Origin of the sequence: Pseudoalteromonas sp. L1, assembly GCF_021728095.1 — a bacterium.
Taxonomy (GTDB): Bacteria; Pseudomonadota; Gammaproteobacteria; order Enterobacterales; family Alteromonadaceae; genus Pseudoalteromonas.
Window position 1 is genome coordinate 1,133,185 of the sequence record NZ_JAKKCT010000001.1, and the last position, 15,793, is coordinate 1,148,977.

General features: G+C 39.5%; 14 protein-coding genes. 3 read left to right on the forward strand and 11 right to left on the reverse strand.

What is annotated here, in order from left to right; genetic code table 11:
* The first annotated feature begins 65 nt into the window (after positions 1-65).
* Positions 66-1,280: a SufS family cysteine desulfurase gene (locus L3V38_RS05285; protein ID WP_237118619.1), complete on the forward strand. Its 1,215-nt coding sequence runs from the start codon at positions 66-68 to the stop codon at positions 1,278-1,280.
* Positions 1,281-1,293: 13 nt separating this feature from the next.
* The gene (locus tag L3V38_RS05290) at positions 1,294-1,707 is read left to right on the forward strand and encodes a SufE family protein (RefSeq protein ID WP_237118620.1); all 414 of its coding nucleotides are present in this window, start codon (positions 1,294-1,296) and stop codon (positions 1,705-1,707) included.
* A 6-nt stretch (positions 1,708-1,713) separates the two neighbouring features.
* Here L3V38_RS05290 and tcdA read toward each other — a convergent pair whose 3' ends face one another.
* The 7 genes from tcdA to L3V38_RS05325 are packed head-to-tail and all read right to left on the reverse strand — an operon-like array spanning position 1,714 to position 8,925.
* Entirely contained in the window at positions 1,714-2,511 is a 798-nt protein-coding gene (tcdA, locus tag L3V38_RS05295) for a tRNA cyclic N6-threonylcarbamoyladenosine(37) synthase TcdA (RefSeq protein ID WP_062569001.1), read from the reverse strand.
* On the reverse strand, positions 2,512-3,186 hold the full coding sequence (locus L3V38_RS05300) for a TIGR01621 family pseudouridine synthase (protein WP_130149795.1): 675 nt from the start codon (positions 3,184-3,186) through the stop codon (positions 2,512-2,514). It abuts the gene before it with no gap.
* 5 nt (positions 3,187-3,191) lie between these two features.
* The gene (kdsB, locus tag L3V38_RS05305; RefSeq protein WP_237118621.1) at positions 3,192-3,947 is read right to left on the reverse strand and encodes a 3-deoxy-manno-octulosonate cytidylyltransferase; all 756 of its coding nucleotides are present in this window, start codon (positions 3,945-3,947) and stop codon (positions 3,192-3,194) included.
* The gene (locus L3V38_RS05310; RefSeq protein ID WP_036968654.1) at positions 3,935-4,132 is read right to left on the reverse strand and encodes a Trm112 family protein; all 198 of its coding nucleotides are present in this window, start codon (positions 4,130-4,132) and stop codon (positions 3,935-3,937) included. The genes kdsB and L3V38_RS05310 overlap by 13 nt, the downstream gene beginning before the upstream one ends.
* Entirely contained in the window at positions 4,122-5,099 is a 978-nt protein-coding gene (gene lpxK, locus L3V38_RS05315; protein WP_237118622.1) for a tetraacyldisaccharide 4'-kinase, read from the reverse strand. The genes L3V38_RS05310 and lpxK overlap by 11 nt, the downstream gene beginning before the upstream one ends.
* The gene (msbA, locus tag L3V38_RS05320) at positions 5,099-6,841 is read right to left on the reverse strand and encodes a lipid A export permease/ATP-binding protein MsbA (RefSeq protein WP_062568997.1); all 1,743 of its coding nucleotides are present in this window, start codon (positions 6,839-6,841) and stop codon (positions 5,099-5,101) included. Before msbA ends, lpxK begins: the two co-directional genes overlap by 1 nt.
* A gap of 59 nt (positions 6,842-6,900) precedes the next feature.
* Positions 6,901-8,925: a DNA internalization-related competence protein ComEC/Rec2 gene (locus L3V38_RS05325; protein WP_237118623.1), complete on the reverse strand. Its 2,025-nt coding sequence runs from the start codon at positions 8,923-8,925 to the stop codon at positions 6,901-6,903.
* A 225-nt stretch (positions 8,926-9,150) separates the two neighbouring features.
* Between L3V38_RS05325 and L3V38_RS05330 the strand changes: the two genes are divergently transcribed.
* Complete coding sequence (locus L3V38_RS05330) at positions 9,151-9,657, forward strand: DUF2062 domain-containing protein (protein ID WP_062568995.1); 507 nt, start codon at positions 9,151-9,153, stop codon at positions 9,655-9,657.
* Positions 9,658-9,773: 116 nt separating this feature from the next.
* Here the strand turns inward: L3V38_RS05330 and L3V38_RS05335 are convergent, their stop codons facing one another.
* Genes L3V38_RS05335 through rlmKL form a run of 4 tightly spaced genes read right to left on the reverse strand, consistent with a single transcriptional unit; the run spans position 9,774 to position 15,793 of the window.
* On the reverse strand, positions 9,774-11,513 hold the full coding sequence (locus L3V38_RS05335; RefSeq protein WP_237118624.1) for a DUF3466 family protein: 1,740 nt from the start codon (positions 11,511-11,513) through the stop codon (positions 9,774-9,776).
* An 11-nt stretch (positions 11,514-11,524) separates the two neighbouring features.
* Positions 11,525-13,435: an ABC transporter ATP-binding protein gene (locus tag L3V38_RS05340; RefSeq protein ID WP_237118625.1), complete on the reverse strand. Its 1,911-nt coding sequence runs from the start codon at positions 13,433-13,435 to the stop codon at positions 11,525-11,527.
* A 14-nt stretch (positions 13,436-13,449) separates the two neighbouring features.
* Positions 13,450-13,683, reverse strand: a complete 234-nt coding sequence (locus L3V38_RS05345) for a glutaredoxin family protein (protein WP_237118626.1) — start codon at positions 13,681-13,683, stop codon at positions 13,450-13,452.
* The gene (rlmKL, locus tag L3V38_RS05350) at positions 13,676-15,793 is read right to left on the reverse strand and encodes a bifunctional 23S rRNA (guanine(2069)-N(7))-methyltransferase RlmK/23S rRNA (guanine(2445)-N(2))-methyltransferase RlmL (RefSeq protein ID WP_237118627.1); all 2,118 of its coding nucleotides are present in this window, start codon (positions 15,791-15,793) and stop codon (positions 13,676-13,678) included. Before rlmKL ends, L3V38_RS05345 begins: the two co-directional genes overlap by 8 nt.

Genomic DNA, 15,793 nt, shown 5'->3' on the forward strand with positions numbered 1-15,793 from the left:
CCCTAGACTTGTCTATTTATACAAAATAATTAAAATCGTCGCATTCACGCTGTAAAAGGGCTTCCATGTTTGATATTGCAAAAATACGTGCTGACTTTCCTCTGCTTAAGCAACAAATTAATGGGCAGCCATTAATCTACTTAGATTCAGCAGCCACATCACACAAGCCTCAAACGGTCATTGATGCACTCTCGCATTTTTACAGTGCCGAAAACGCTAATGTACACCGTGGTCGTCATACTCTTAGTGACAACGCAACTCGTAAGTACGAACAAGCCCGTACAAGCCTTGCCGACTATTTTCAGGTAGAAAGTAATGAGCTAGTCTGGACGAAAGGGGCGACTGAGTCGATTAATTTAATTGCGAACGGCTTAACATCTAAACTGAAAGCGGGTGATAAAGTCGCTATTTCAGCTATTGAACATCATGCGAATATTGTGCCTTGGCAACAACTTGTGAAGCGCATTGGCGCTGAATTAATTGTTTTACCAATTACGAGTGATTTGGTCATTGACGCTCAACAGTGCGCAGAGTTTATCGAACAACATAAGCCCAAAGTCGTTGCTATCACACATGCATCAAACACGCTGGGGAATATCACAGACTTAGCCCCTATCATCAAAGCGTGTAAAGATATTAATGCTATTTCAGTCATCGATGGTGCACAGGCTGCAATGCACTTACGCCCCAACTTACGAGAAATTGGTTGTGATTTTTATGTGTTTTCCGCACATAAAATGCTTGGCCCAACAGGCTTAGGTGGCTTATACGGCCGCTTTGAATTGTTAAATTCACTTGATGCTTACCAAACAGGTGGCGAAATGATTGAAACAGTGAGCTTAACACAAAGTACTTTTCGAGAGGCACCAGGAAAATTTGAAGCAGGAACCCCAAATATTGCGGGTGTCATAGCCTTTAATGAGGCAATTGAATATTTAACTTCGTTAAATTTTCAGCAGATGCGTCAACATGAGCATACAGTTTTCAGTTATGCGATAAAACAATTATCAGCAATTGATGGGATTACCATTTACTCTCAACATCACAATAACATTGGTAACATCAGCTTTAATTACAAAAATGAGCACCCTTTCGATTTAGCGACTTTGTTAGATGGTTTTGGTGTTGCTGTACGAAGTGGTCATCACTGTACCCAACCGATTATGAGCCAATTATCAATTTCGGGTACTGTTAGAGCCAGCTTCGCTTTATACAATACTAAAGAGGACGTTGATGCACTTGTCACCGCCCTTAAAAATAGTATTGAATTATTAGATTAAACTTGGATAAAACATGAATTCACCTTTTCAAGCCGTAACAAAAGACATTGAAAATGCAGCAGGATGGCAACAAAAGTACCGCCAAATAATGCTATTAGGTAAACAGCTACCCGTTATGCCTGAAGCGCTAAAGGTAGATGATGCGTTAGTTAAAGGCTGTGAAAGTAAAGTTTGGTTATATATTGAGTTTGATCACACGGAGAATAGCCTAGTGTTGGCTGGAGATTCCGATACTCGAATTGTTAAAGGGTTACTGGCATTAATTTTAGCCTTATACAATGGTCTAACACCACAGCAAGCAACTCAAATAAATGCGTATGATGAATTTGAACAACTTGGTCTAATTAGCCATTTAAGCCCTTCTCGTGGTAATGGCATAAAAGCCATGGTCGATAAAATTCAAACCATGGCCGAGCAAAAGCGCTAAAAAACGTTACTTTAAACTACGCTGTTTTTTATCTAAGTACTTTCTAATCGCTTTGGCTGCAACAAAAAAGCCAAAGCTGCCTGTAACCATGGTTGCAGACCCAAAACCGTTGTTACAGTCCATATTCATTGAACCATCTGCACCTTGTTTTGCTTGGCAAACGTCACCTTCTGAGGTTGGATAGACAAGCTGCTCGGTCGAATAAACGCAATCGACGTTAAACTTACGCTTAGGATTGCTACTAAAGTTGTACTGTTTTCGTAAGATATAACGGACTTTTGCAAGAAGTGGATCATGCGTTGTCTTAGCAACATCACCAAAACTGATTTGACTTGGATCGGTTTGTCCACCGGCGCCACCGGTTGTGATAACGGGTAATTTTATACGTTTACAATGGGCAATTAGCGCCGCTTTTTCTTTCACGGCATCAATACAATCAATCACATAATCAAAACCTTGAATATGCTCACGAATATTATCTAGCGTTATGAAGTCATCAATAACATTAATTTTAATATCTGGGTTAATCAGCTCACAACGTGTTTTCATTGCTTCGACTTTTGCTTCACCTACGGTGCCAGTCAAAGCGTGTATTTGACGATTAACATTGGTTGCGCATATATCATCTAGGTCTATCAATGTCAGTTGACCAACCCCCGTACGTGCTAACGCCTCAGCAGCCCAACTGCCTACACCACCAATACCTATGACACAAAAATGTGCTTGTTGCAGCCAATCAAATTGTTGATGACCATATAAACGCTTAATACCGCCAAAGCGAATGTCTTGTGTTGTTTCTTTCATTTACCAATCCAACGTCCAAGGAGTCTGCCACTCTTTGAATTCGTCTGCGTTAAAAACTTCATTGAGATATGCGCCAGTTGTATGCGCATACCGATATTCTTTAAGCTGCCCTTTATAGCTAAACTGCAATGCATAGGCATGCAAGTTAGTTCGCTCATCCAAGCTCCCAGCATAAGTGGCATCACCGAGTATAGGGGCACCAATACTTTTCATTGCCACTCTTAATTGATGTGTCTTACCAGAAAATGGTTTTAATAAATATGCACGCAAGCCTGGGCGAATACTCTTAGAGTAAAAGCGAGTAACCGCTGGGTTTTCTTGGCTTTTTAGTAACTTAAATGACCCTCGGCGACTTTTTTGCATATCGCCTTTAATCCAGCCTTGCTTTTTTTTAGGCTTAGTATCGCTAACGGCTATATAAAACTTATTAACCAGATGCGCTGTGAAAAGCGTTGTAAACTCCGCTGCGGCCTGTTTGTTTCGAGCTAAAATAATTAACCCCGAAGTCACTTTATCGAGGCGATGAACAGGAAATAACTTTTCGTTCACTAGTTGCTCTGCAAGCACGACAAAGCCAGCACATTCTTCACTGTGAAAGCTAACACCTGCTGGTTTGTAAAAAACAAAAAAGTCATCTTCACGTGCATGAAGATGAACCCTATTCATTTCAGTCATTGTTACTAGTTGCTCAAAGCGGCTATCACACGTGTGAGATCTTCAGGTGTATCCACACCGGCTTGAGGCTCACACACAGCTCCTGCAATTTTAATTTTATAACCATGGTATAAAACACGTAATTGCTCAAGTGACTCAAGCTGTTCTAGACGCGACTCAGGTAGCGCAATATATTGTTGAATAAAGCCTGCGCGATAAGCGTAAATACCAATATGACGCGCATAGTCAGCAAGATTTAGTTTACTATTATCATCGTTCATCATTGCTTCACGATGGTAAGGAATGGGGGAACGCGAAAAATACAGGGCATTTTTTTCTGTATCACTGACAACTTTGACACAATTAGGATTGAAAATGTCATCTATGTCATTAATGTTTGCACTTAACGTTGCCATGGGTGCATCTGACTCTGCCAGTAATTTTGCAACTTGACTTACGTTTTCACTGGCAAGTAATGGCTCATCACCTTGTACATTAACAACAATAGTATCACTTGTAAGATTGAGCTTTTCAACAACTTCGGCAAGACGTTCTGTACCAGATTGATGATCTTCTCGTGTCATTAATACGTTATCTGTAAAGCCCTTTACAACATCAAACACGGCTTGATGATCGGTAGCAATATACACCGCACTGGCACCCGATGCAGCCGCTTTTTCATAAACATGCTGGATCATCGGTTTACCACATATATCCGCTAAAGGTTTACCAGGCAAACGGCTAGAAGCGTAACGTGCAGGGATGACTACTACGAATTCCACTTATCAACCTCTTCTTGGCTTAGTTCACGCGCTTCGTTTTCAAGAAGTACTGGAATATCATCTTTAATCGGATAAGCTAATTTCGCAGCTGTACTAATAAGCTCTTGATTTTCTTTATCAAGGCGCAACTTACCCTTACACACTGGGCAAGCAATAATTTCAAGTAATTTTGTATCAAAGGCCATGGAGGATCCCTTTTTGTTTTAATAATGAATTTAATTTTTCAATAACAGCGGCTGTTGGCCTAGCGTCTACGGGTAAATAATACCAATTTGACTTAGCAAAACTAAAGCATTTTACGGCGTCTTTTTCAGTCATAAACACGGGCTCATTTCCAAATGCTAAAAAGTCAGTTGCTTGATAATTATAATGGTCCCGAAAATGATGTGTCGATAATAAATTTATACCTTGTTTTTCAAGGCTCAACTCAAAGCGTACCGGATTGCCAATGGCGCTAATAGCGTGTCCGTTTGTTGGCGTTTCTGTAACTTGTTCAGACGACGATACTAATCTAAATTGACTTGCATTCAAATCATAACGGTATGCTGTTTCGCCACCATTTTCGACAACTAAATCAACTGACTTTAACCGTGCTTTCGCTTCTCGAAGTGGGCCTGCCGGCATTAAAAGTCCATTACCAAATTGACGTTCACTATCTACAATACAGCACTCTATATCACGCGCCATTTTATAATGTTGCATACCGTCATCTGAAATAATGATATCGATGTCGTGGTTTTGTAACTGCTCGATACTTGCTTGGCGATCGGGGCCAACCATCACAACACAGCCTAAACGACGTTTAATAAGAACCGGTTCATCACCCGCTTCACTTGTGGCTGTATCATCAGTGACTAAAAGCGGATAACTTGCTGACTTACCACCATAACCGCGACTGATCACTGCGACCTTCAGTCCCTGTTGTTGCAAATACTGCGCTAACCAAATAACAAACGGCGTTTTACCATTACCCCCCACACTAATGTTACCAACAACAATTACTGGCACATGGGCTTTAAACGCTTTGAGTATATTAATTTTATAAAGGTATTTTCGCAGTGTTGAAATCAACCAAAAAATAACACTTAGCGGCAAGAGTAAAACAGTTAATAGGCTTGGTTTTTTATACCAGCTTTTTTCAATGACACTCACTACTGCTCACCAAACTGCATTTTACATAAGGCCGAATAAGTACCGTCTTTACTTAAAAGCTCAGAATGCGTGCCTTTTTCGATAACCTGACCATGATCAATTACATAAATACAATCACTGTTTTCTATAGTCGATAAGCGGTGTGCAATCACTATCGATGTTTTCTGCTTCATCAAAGTATCAAGTGCTTGTTGAATTAGTTTTTCAGATTCAGTATCCAGTGCAGATGTAGCCTCATCTAGAATGAGAATAGGCGCATCTTTTAAGATAGCACGCGCGATGGCAATGCGTTGACGCTGGCCGCCTGATAGCATCACACCGTTCTCGCCAACCATGGTATTTAAGCCTTCTGGTAAATCCTTAACGAACTCCCAAACATGCGCTTGTTTAGCAACGGCCATTAATTCATCATCTGATAAAACACGATCTAAACCATAGCAAATATTATTAGCAATTGTGTCATTGAACAGAACAACCTGTTGCGACACTAAAGCAAACTGTTTGCGCAAATCAGTTAGTTTATAATCAGACAATGGCACCCCATCTAATAATATTTTACTCTCTCCTTCGAGCTCATAATAACGGGGTAAAAGGTTCGAAATTGTTGACTTTCCTGAGCCAGAGCGCCCTACTAATGCAATGCTTTCTCCTGCTTTAATTTCAAGTGATAAGTTTTTTAAAACAGGTTCATCTTTTGTAGGATAACGAAAGGTTACGTTTTGAACGTCAATGTGCCCTGTCACTTTATCGGCTTTATGCGTTCCTGTGTCTTTTTCTACTTCTTCATCAAGCACTAAAAAGATACTTTGCGCGGCAGAAATACCACGTTGCAAGTCACTGTTGACATTAGACAACTGCTTTAATGGGCGTAGTAGCATCATCATTGATGAAATTAGTAATACGAAATCACCTGAGCTAATGGTGTCAATCATCGAAGGCATAGACACAACCCATAAAATCACTGCCATCGCGCTCGCAGCGAGGATCTGAATAACAGAAACACTGAGCGCTTTAGTGGCATCCATTTTTATGCGCTGCTGACGGTTATGGTTATTGATTGCCGAGAATTGAGAAATTTCTTGTTTTTGACCACCAAAACCATGGATCACTTTGTGACCCGATAGCATTTGCTCTGAGCTACGTGTAACTTGCCCCATAGCTGATTGAATTTTTTTTGAAATTTTGCGAAAACGTTTTGATACGAACGCAACAATCACTGCGACTAAGGGGATAATAACTAAGAATATTAGCGATAATTTCCAGCTGGTATAAAACATGTTGAATAGTAAAAAGACCACGAAGGCGCCTTCCCTAACAACAATAAGCAATGCTTTTGTAATTGCCTGCTGAACTTGCTCAGTATCAAAGGTGATTTTTGAAATTAGATCACCGTTTGAGTTTTTATCATGAAAAGAAACAGGCAGATGTAAGATATGCTCAAACAATTGCTGACGTAAGCTTCTAACAACTTGTGAGCCTACATAGCTTAAGCAATACGATGACATATAATTAAACATGCCACGACCTAACACCAATGCAATAACCACGAATGGTGCATAAGTTAGAACTTGCGTGTTACGGGCATTCAAACCTTCATCAATAAATGGTTTCATCAAATTGATAAACAATGCATCCATTGCTGAGTAACCAATCATGCCGACAATAGCAAAAAATGCAATAAGCTTATAATCACTCACATAACTAATTAAGCGCTTATAAATTTGGGATGTAGTTTGATCCATAACACTCTCTTATTCATAGACTTCGACTATTGTAGCCTTATGGGGGTAAAAACAAAACGTCAATCTTCTTCGAACCAATAACTTTGTGACTTACGAGCAAATTCTAGCTGGTAATCATTTTGATAAAAGGTGATTCGTATATGACCTAAGTTGGCCGTTGTAAATTGAGGTATATGGTGCTGCTGATAACGCTTTACAACCTCTGGATGAGGAAAATTCCACTGCCCTTGATAAGCAGCAGAGTGGATCACAATATCAGGCGCGACTCGCTCTATAAACTCAGAACTTGAAGACGTATTACTACCATGATGTGGACTTACCAAAACAGTGCTTTGTATACGCGCATTACTATCAACTAATGCTTGCTCTACCAATTTAGAAATATCGCCAGTTAATAATAATTGATGATTTTTACTCTCCACCATGACTATACAGGACTGATCATTTTTGTTGGTCGACAACGTGGAATGATTGATAGTTCTAACACTTAGATTTTCAATCTGAAAAAACACATTTTCACAGGCCTGATCAAGGCCATTTGGATGAAATGTACTAAGCGTTTTACCAAAACCAGCAGCTTGCCAACTTTCAAGACCTCCTGCATGATCATTATCTTGATGGCTAACAACCGTTGCTATAACCTCAATATTATGACGTAAAATATAAGGACGCAGTACTGAGTTTATGTAATCAAACCGTCCAAAGTAGCGCGGTCCTAAATCGTAGATAAGTGCTTTTTGATTTGCACTAACCATAATCATAAGCCCATGACCAACATCAAACACATCTAACTTAAATTCACCTTTAGGTGTTAAATGCCAATCAATCAGTGCTAACGTTAATGGAATAAAAACCAGTCGCTTATAAGGTGAGAAAAAGAGTATTAGTAAAATGACATAGAACAATAAGAGTAAATTAAAACTGGGTAAATAAAAGTTTAGCCATCGCCAATCTGAAGGTATTGACGTTAGGTATTGGTAGCCTTGATACAAAAATGCATCAAAAAATTGCCATAAAAAGCCCATATCTACCAGTATTGATAAAAAGCTGTATGCTACTAATAGTGGCATTAATATTATGCCTAGTAACGGCACCGCAATAAGGTTTATGACCAAACCAATGACGCTAATCCCAGCAAAATAATAAAGCGTGATCGGTAACAACCCTAAAAACAAACCACATTGAATTATGACTAACTGTACCACCCCCCTTGCTAGCTTGAATTTTGGGTAAAAGCGATAGTTCAATGTTAAAAAAATAATTATTACTGCAATAAAACTAAAGTAGAGCCCTGGATTTAATAAAGAAAAAGGATCAAAAAATAATAAAATAGTTAAAGCATACAGAATGGCTCGCCACCTTAGAGGCTGCTTTGCAAAGCTATAAATTATTAAATAGCAAGCTAGCATCAACAGTGCCCGCGTTGCAGAGACAATAAAACCACTAAGGTAGACATAAAAAAATGCAAGCAATAACCCAATAACTACAAATAACTTATTAAGGTTATTTTGTTGATTATGCTTTACAGAAAATAGACCAAACAATAACTTACTGGTATAAAAACCAATCGCGAATATTAGACCAATGTGTAAACCGGAAATAGCCAGTAAGTGACTTAAACCAAGTTCTTTTAAGTGAACTTTATCAGCGTCTTTGATTTTACTTCTGTCACCGGTCAATAATGCATAATACAGCCACTGCATCTTCATATTGTCTGTGATAGAAAATATAAAACCGCGGTATAACTCACGGGTAGTAGATTTTTTCTGAGCTGAGACTCGCACGCTTTGACCTACAGAACGGCCCTCATATAATACACGTTCAGACAGTGCAAAGCGCTCTGCATCAAAAACATCAAAGTTCTTTACACTCCTAAATGGCTTTAGCTTTAATTTGCTGGTTAACACATCCCCTACGTTAAGTTCATTGTCACTAATGACACTCAACATAGCAAAAGGCGTCGCCTTGAAGTTTTTATCCTGTTCTGATAAATCAATAATCTTCGCTTTTACGTAAAATGGAGATTGGCTTGAGTGAATGGATACGATTTCAATTTTTGCATCTACGACCTCATTTCTTTTCAAGTCCTTGTAAGGAAGACTATAAAAATAGTGGTAGTTAAGAAGTACAACCAAAATAGCGCAAATAAATCCTAACAAAACTGACGAAAAAGGCTTAAAATAGGCACCAGCTAAAACAATAGCAAAACTGAGTATATAAAACGCCGCAGTGTGCAAGGTATAAACGGTTATAAAACAACCGAATATAAACCCACTGCATAACCAAATAGATGTAAATGGTTGCTTTAAATGGCTAAAAAAACGATCCAACGGTTTTTACCCGATCATAACAAGGTAAGAGATCATAAATATTTAAGAATTTTTGGTCGTTTGTTGCATGATGCAAATTTATGGCATCTTAATCGACGCTCAGCCCGTGGAGCATTTGCAGTCGGTTTGTTTTTTGCTTTCATCCCCGTTCCTTTTCAAATGGTTTTAGCTGCCGCACTTGCTATCCCTTTACGCGTTAATTTACCTATCTCGGTTGCGACGGTTTGGATAACAAACCCGCTGACTATGCCACCTATTTTTTATTGCTCGTATATCGTTGGCACTATTGCACTTGCGCAACCACCACAACATTTTCAGTTTGAACCTAGCTGGCAATGGTTTTTAGACAGCCTGACAACAATTGGACCGGCATTTCTTGTAGGTTCACTCATCTGCGCCACAGCTGCAGCTATTATTGGTTATTTTGGAATCGATATGCTGTGGAAACGCTCGGTGCGCAAAGCTTGGCTACATCGCCATAAATAAAGTACCTAAATCAACAACGGATGTATAGACAAAAAACCCAGCGAAAGCTGGGTTTTTAATGGTCACTCATTTTATACCAACATATTTAAGTATTATCGCATGTTGGTATCAGATTATTACTTTCTGAACGCGCGGCGTGCTGCAGCAAGTGGCAGTAATAATAAAGTGTACCAAGGGAAGCTTGATGATTGACGCTCGTATTCTTCAATCTCTTGCGCAGGGCATTCTTCAACACTACCGCTGGTAGGTGTTAATTTAACGGCAACAGCAACACTTTCATATTCAATATTACCGTCAACGTCTAACACAACATTACCAAATGAGTCTGTCTTCTCAACCGTTTTAGTTGCAACACCAAAAATCTCATTGTTGTTGTTAATTGCTTTCGCCTCAGCAACAGTATACTTAAAACGGGTCTCGCCATCAGCTTCGTAACAAGGTAGTAAGCTATTTATGTTAACAATTTTGTCTTCACCAATTGTGTACATAAAGCCTTCTCGACGACGACTTGATGAATTGAAAATATCAGTTTCACCTTCACCAACAATCACACCGTTGTCGTTAATGTCGTTTGCTAAAGAACTAGAGCTTGTGAAAAAGTCTGTCGGAAAAACAACGCTATTACTATTCTTATCGAAATAGAAGAACTTAGTACGAGTTCTATTTTCTATACGCTTATTGGCATAGCCAACAATGATATTATCATTATTAATTGCGAGCGCTTTACCGCCAACCCAGTCATCATCTTGGTTAATAAATTGTTTTACTTCGCCATTCTCAAAATAAACAGGCATCGAATAACGTCTATCGTCGTAACGTACATCGGATGTGCCGGCAATCAGACCATTTTCATTTACAGCTAAGGCATTACTTCTAAAGGCAAAATCTTCGTCATCTTCAGGTGTAATTGCTAAGCCAAAAACCTCTGTATTAGTAATGTTCAAGCTATTATCAAGTGTCCATTTAACTGCACGTTTATCAAATAAGCCTGTTGATATGTTTCTATCTAAACTTTCAATACAGTCCGATACTGGTTCATCTTCACCGTCACAGTTATCGTCAATGTCTTCTTGGCGGTCAACAGGTATGCCTGTCGATACGCTACCAACTACAACGTAACCATTATTGCTTTGCACGATATCAGTCGCGATACTTGTACCACCATACTCATTAAACTCGGGTACTAATGACACCTTTACACCGTCAGGGCTTATTACAATACCACGGCTGATAAACTCACGTAAAAAATGCGTTTCTTCTTCGTCTTCATCCGTTTGCGTAAAGGCTGTTTTTTCGTAAGGCGCACTGCCCCAACCAACCATTACACCATCATCGGTGACTGCGTTTAATAAATTAGACGTTGAGCGAGTCAAGCCGTCATAATCAAGTGACTGTTCATCAAAAAGAACTTGCTCTGAAGAGCCTTCAGGTGTGTATACCGTAGTAAGCGCACTTGATATCTTTTGATACTCTGAATTAGTTAAACGACCAGATTGAGTATTTGTTACAAAAGAGATCATAAACGCATGTGCGTCTGCATTGGTATTTACAGCATCGTTATTTTCAATATCATCGAGTGTAAATGTGATCTCTTTGTCGATAAGTTCATAGCTAGCTTTGGCTGCATCGTATGCATTTCTAATCGCGCTATCTTCAAAATCGATATAAGAGATATCAATAGGTAGTCGATAAATACCATTCGCTAAACCAATAATATGACCGTTTTCACTAACATCGGTAACATAGTTGTGTTTTGCACCGTCTAATCGACCTAGCTCAGTCAATTGATAAGTTGCGCTCATTGCTGAGGTGCTAAGAGTCGCTAATATACTGGCAGCGAGTAATTTATATTTCATTTTAATCCTTACTACTGATTCTTTAAATCTTCGAGTTCTTCCCAGCGCTCAAATGCGGCTTCAAGCTCAGACTCTAACTGGGCTAATTGGTTCAATGCGTCTGTTGTAATTGCAGCGTCTTGCTTAAAAAAGTCAGGGTCATTAACGACAATTTGCTGAGCATCGAGTGCTTTTTCTAGTTGCTCCACTTTACTGGGTAATTCTTCTAATTCAAGTTTTAATTTGTAAGAGAGTTTATTACTTTTCTTTTGTGGTTTTTCTTGCTGACTACTCGCTTCAGGCTTTTCCTGTTTTATCTGCTGTAGTTGCTTTTCTTGTTCTGCTAAATAAGCAGCGTAGGCCTCGTAATCACTATAGCCTCCTACGATATCTGTAATTTTTCCTTGGCCTTCAAATGCCCACACAGAACTACAGGTATTATCGATAAACTCACGGTCATGGCTAACAATTAATACCGTGCCCTGATATTGATTAATAATATCTTCAAGTAATTCTAGGGTTTCAATGTCTAAATCATTGGTTGGTTCATCAAGTACCAGAATATTAGACGGTTTTAAAAATAACTTCGCTAACAACAAACGATTTTTCTCACCACCTGAAAGCGCTTTAACAGGCGTACGCGCTCTTGCCGGTGGAAATAGAAAGTCCTGAAGGTAACCTAATACATGACGAGAGCGCCCGCCCATCATCACCTCTTGTTTGCCTTCAGCAACATTATCTTGCACGGTTGCTTCTTCATCAAGTTTTTGACGGTACTGATCAAAATACGCAAACTCGAGGTTTACGCCTTGCTTCACACTGCCACTATCAGGTGCTAAATCACCAAATAAGATTTTTAGTAAAGTGGTTTTGCCAATACCATTCGGACCGACAAGGCCAATACGGTCGCCACGCATAACAAGTGTTGAGAAGTCTTTCGCAATCACTTTATCCTTAAATGCATGGGCAATATGTTTTGCCTCAAATACCAGTTTTCCTGAGCGATCGGCCGTTTCTATATTGAAATCTGTTTTACCAACTTGATCAACACGCTGTTTGCGCTCTTTACGTAGGGCTTTAAGTGCACGAACTCGTCCCTCGTTGCGGGTTCTTCGTGCTTTGATCCCTTGGCGTATCCACGCTTCTTCCTCTGCTAGACGTTTATCAAATAACGCATTTTGTGTTTCTTCAACTTTTAAATCATGCGCTTTTTGCTCAAGGTAAGTGGCATAGTTACCAGGGTATGAAACGAGCTTACCGCGATCTAAATCAAGAATACGGGTTGCAACAGCACGAATAAAAGCACGGTCATGAGAAATAAAAACGATACCGCCTTTAAACTCTTTTAAGAATTGCTCAAGCCAAATAACACTACTCATATCTAAGTGGTTAGTCGGCTCATCAAGAAGGAGTAAATCAGGCTCACTGACAAGTGCTCTGGCTAGAGCGACCTTACGCAACCAACCGCCAGATAGCGATTCCAGCTTTGCTTCTGGGCTTAATTCTAAGCGAGATAAAACCAGTTGAATGCGCGTATCAAACCGCCAACCATCAACCGTTTCTAGCTGATTAGATAAACGCTCTAATTTATTCAGCAGTTTATCGTTATAATCTGTTTGCATTTGATTGCTAACTTGGTGATATTCAATCAGTAAGTTCGCTATATCAGGCATGCCTTGAGCAACATAGTCAAAAACCGTCCCTTCGGCTCCTTTAGGTGGATCTTGCTCTAAACGCGAAATACGGATACCGCCTAATTGGTTTATTTCACCATCATCTAATGTTACTTGGCCATCGAGCACTTTCAGTAAGGTCGACTTACCCGCGCCATTTCTACCAACAATACAAACACGTTCACCCGACTCAATGACTGCATCAGCATCATCAAGCAGTGGGTGTGTACCATAAGCAAGTTGTGCCTTGGCTATTCTGATTAAATCCATCGTGATTACTACTCTTATTCTTTGTTATCAGCAATAAACTGCGCCAATGCGACAGTATCAAAAGGCCAAAATAATTTATTGCCTTGGCTGCTTTCAACAACCGGAATACTTGTTTGATAAAGCTCAATTAATTGTTCATTATCCATAATATCTTTTGCTGCAAACGGTATATTTGCAGCACTTAATAACTCACCTGCCAGCTCACATAAATGACAACCATCGGTGTGATACAAGGTAAAATTAGCCATGGGTAATAAGCCAACTATTATGAATTTGCTTATTACGCTTAAAGTCTGGCGACAGTGTTTTTGCTGAAATATTTTCAGCTTTTAAACCTAAGCCCATCAGCCCGACTTCGTCTAAGTTAAAGCCTCGTTTATTGTTAGAAAAAATCAACGTGCCATTCGGACTTAAAATTTTCTTAACCCATGTGAGTAACTTAATATGATCGCGCTGTACATCAAATGCATCTTTCATACGTTTTGAATTCGAAAACGTCGGAGGGTCTAAAAAGATGAGATCGTATTGGCCCTGCGCATGCTCTAACCATTTTAAACAATCGGCTTGCTCAAAACGATAGCGAGTATTGCTAATACCATTGAGGTCAAAGTTTTCTTGCGCCCACTTTAAGTAGGTTTTAGACATATCTACCGTAGTAATCGCTTTTGCACCGCCAATAGCTGCGTGAACCGAGGCACTGCCAGTATACGCAAACAAGTTTAAAAAACGTTTACCGTGTGCATTTTGCTGAATATAACGTCGTGCCAAACGGTGGTCTAAAAACAATCCTGTATCTAGATAATCAAATAGGTTAACTTTGAATTTAGCGCCAAACTCTTCAACCACTTGCGTACGGTTTTGTTTTGATACCTTGGTATATTGCTCTTCGCCTTTTTGTTTTTTACGCACTTTAACAGCGATATTTTCAGGCGCGACTTCTAACTGCTCTGCGGTTAGACTGATTACATCTTGCAGACGTTTTTGTGCTGTATTGTCATCAATCTCTTTTGGAGCAGCATATTCAAAAATAACTGCTGAATCATTGTAAATATCAACAGCTACGTTATATTCAGGAATATCTGCATCGTAAACACGATAACAGCTCACTTCATTTTGCTTTAACCAGTTCTTTAAGTTTTGTTTATTTTTCTTTAAGCGGTTTGCAAATGCTGTTGAGCCTTCATAATTAAGCGCAGGCTTGTCTTCTTTGCTTAACTCGACTTGTTTATCGTCAAGTTGATAGAGATTTAGAACAACATCTAACGGACCATTTTTAAATTTATAACGTTTAAGTTTTACTAACTTTAACAATTTAAATAGGCTTTCGTCAGCCCCAAGCAAGGCTAGCTTCCAATGATTAAAGTGCTTTTTGAAACCCACACCTAAACCTCGGTGTAAGTTAACTAACTCTGCCATCGAGCCTAAACGTTCACCATAAGGTAGGTTAGAAATCACCACGCCTGGTAGTTTAGCCACGGATGTTAGCTTACTCGCATCACTTTGCTTAAACTTAATAATAGTGCCGAGGTCTGCACGCTCAGCATTTTCTTGCGCCTTTGCGATTACACTGCCATCAATGTCATGACCAATAAGCCACAATTTAGGATCAGTAATTTGAGCCGTTAACTCCGCTTTTAATTCTTTGTATTTTTGTAAGCGGAAACTAGGTAAGCGCTCAAAAGCAAACCCCTCACGGAATAACCCTGGCGCTTCATTGCGTGCCATGCTGGCCGCTTCAATCAAAATAGTGCCTGAACCACAACATGGGTCAAACAATGGTTGTTGTACGTTCTCAAGCCAACCACTTCGTTTTACTAGAGCAGCAGCCAAATGTTCTTTGATTGGTGCTTTACCTTGATCTTGACGATAGCCACGCTCAGATAAACGCGGGCCTGAATAATCAATATAAAGGGCAACACCGTGACGATTCAGCCGTGCAACCACTCTTACGTTTGCATTAAATTTATCGACATTTGGACGTTGTTCATAAAGATCTGCAAAATAATCAACGATGGCATCTTTAACAACCAGCCCAGAAAACTGCGTGTTTTTTAGATCGTGATTTGTACCTGTAAAATCCACTGCGAATGTTTGCTTTGGACCAAACCATTCTTGCCAAGGTTGTAAGCGCGCAAAATTGTAAAGGCTTTCTTTGTCCTTAACACCTTCTTTTTCTTCTATCAGCATCATGATACGCGTCGCAAAACGACTCGATAAACAGATCTTTTGTGCTAATAAACTATCTGCTTCAAAACGTACAGAGCCCACGGTTTGTTTAGAGACTTCTGCACCGAGTTCGGTAAGTTCATCAACAAGTAAATTTTCAATTCCGATAGAAGTAAGTGCGATAAATTGCAA

Excerpts from the sequence above, each read along its gene's own strand:
- L3V38_RS05345 (WP_237118626.1), bottom strand. The coding sequence starts at position 13,683 with ATGGCTAATTTTACCTTGTATCACACCGATGGTTGTCATTTATGTGAG.
- L3V38_RS05290 (WP_237118620.1), top strand. The coding sequence starts at position 1,294 with ATGAATTCACCTTTTCAAGCCGTAACAAAAGACATTGAAAATGCAGCA.
- L3V38_RS05300 (WP_130149795.1), bottom strand. The coding sequence starts at position 3,186 with ATGACTGAAATGAATAGGGTTCATCTTCATGCACGTGAAGATGACTTT.
- msbA (WP_062568997.1), bottom strand. The coding sequence starts at position 6,841 with ATGGATCAAACTACATCCCAAATTTATAAGCGCTTAATTAGTTATGTG.
- L3V38_RS05310 (WP_036968654.1), bottom strand. The coding sequence starts at position 4,132 with ATGGCCTTTGATACAAAATTACTTGAAATTATTGCTTGCCCAGTGTGT.
- tcdA (WP_062569001.1), bottom strand. The coding sequence starts at position 2,511 with ATGAAAGAAACAACACAAGACATTCGCTTTGGCGGTATTAAGCGTTTA.
- L3V38_RS05340 (WP_237118625.1), bottom strand. The coding sequence starts at position 13,435 with ATGGATTTAATCAGAATAGCCAAGGCACAACTTGCTTATGGTACACAC.
- L3V38_RS05330 (WP_062568995.1), top strand. The coding sequence starts at position 9,151 with ATGGCTAAAAAAACGATCCAACGGTTTTTACCCGATCATAACAAGGTA.
- L3V38_RS05335 (WP_237118624.1), bottom strand. The coding sequence starts at position 11,513 with ATGAAATATAAATTACTCGCTGCCAGTATATTAGCGACTCTTAGCACC.
- L3V38_RS05285 (WP_237118619.1), top strand. The coding sequence starts at position 66 with ATGTTTGATATTGCAAAAATACGTGCTGACTTTCCTCTGCTTAAGCAA.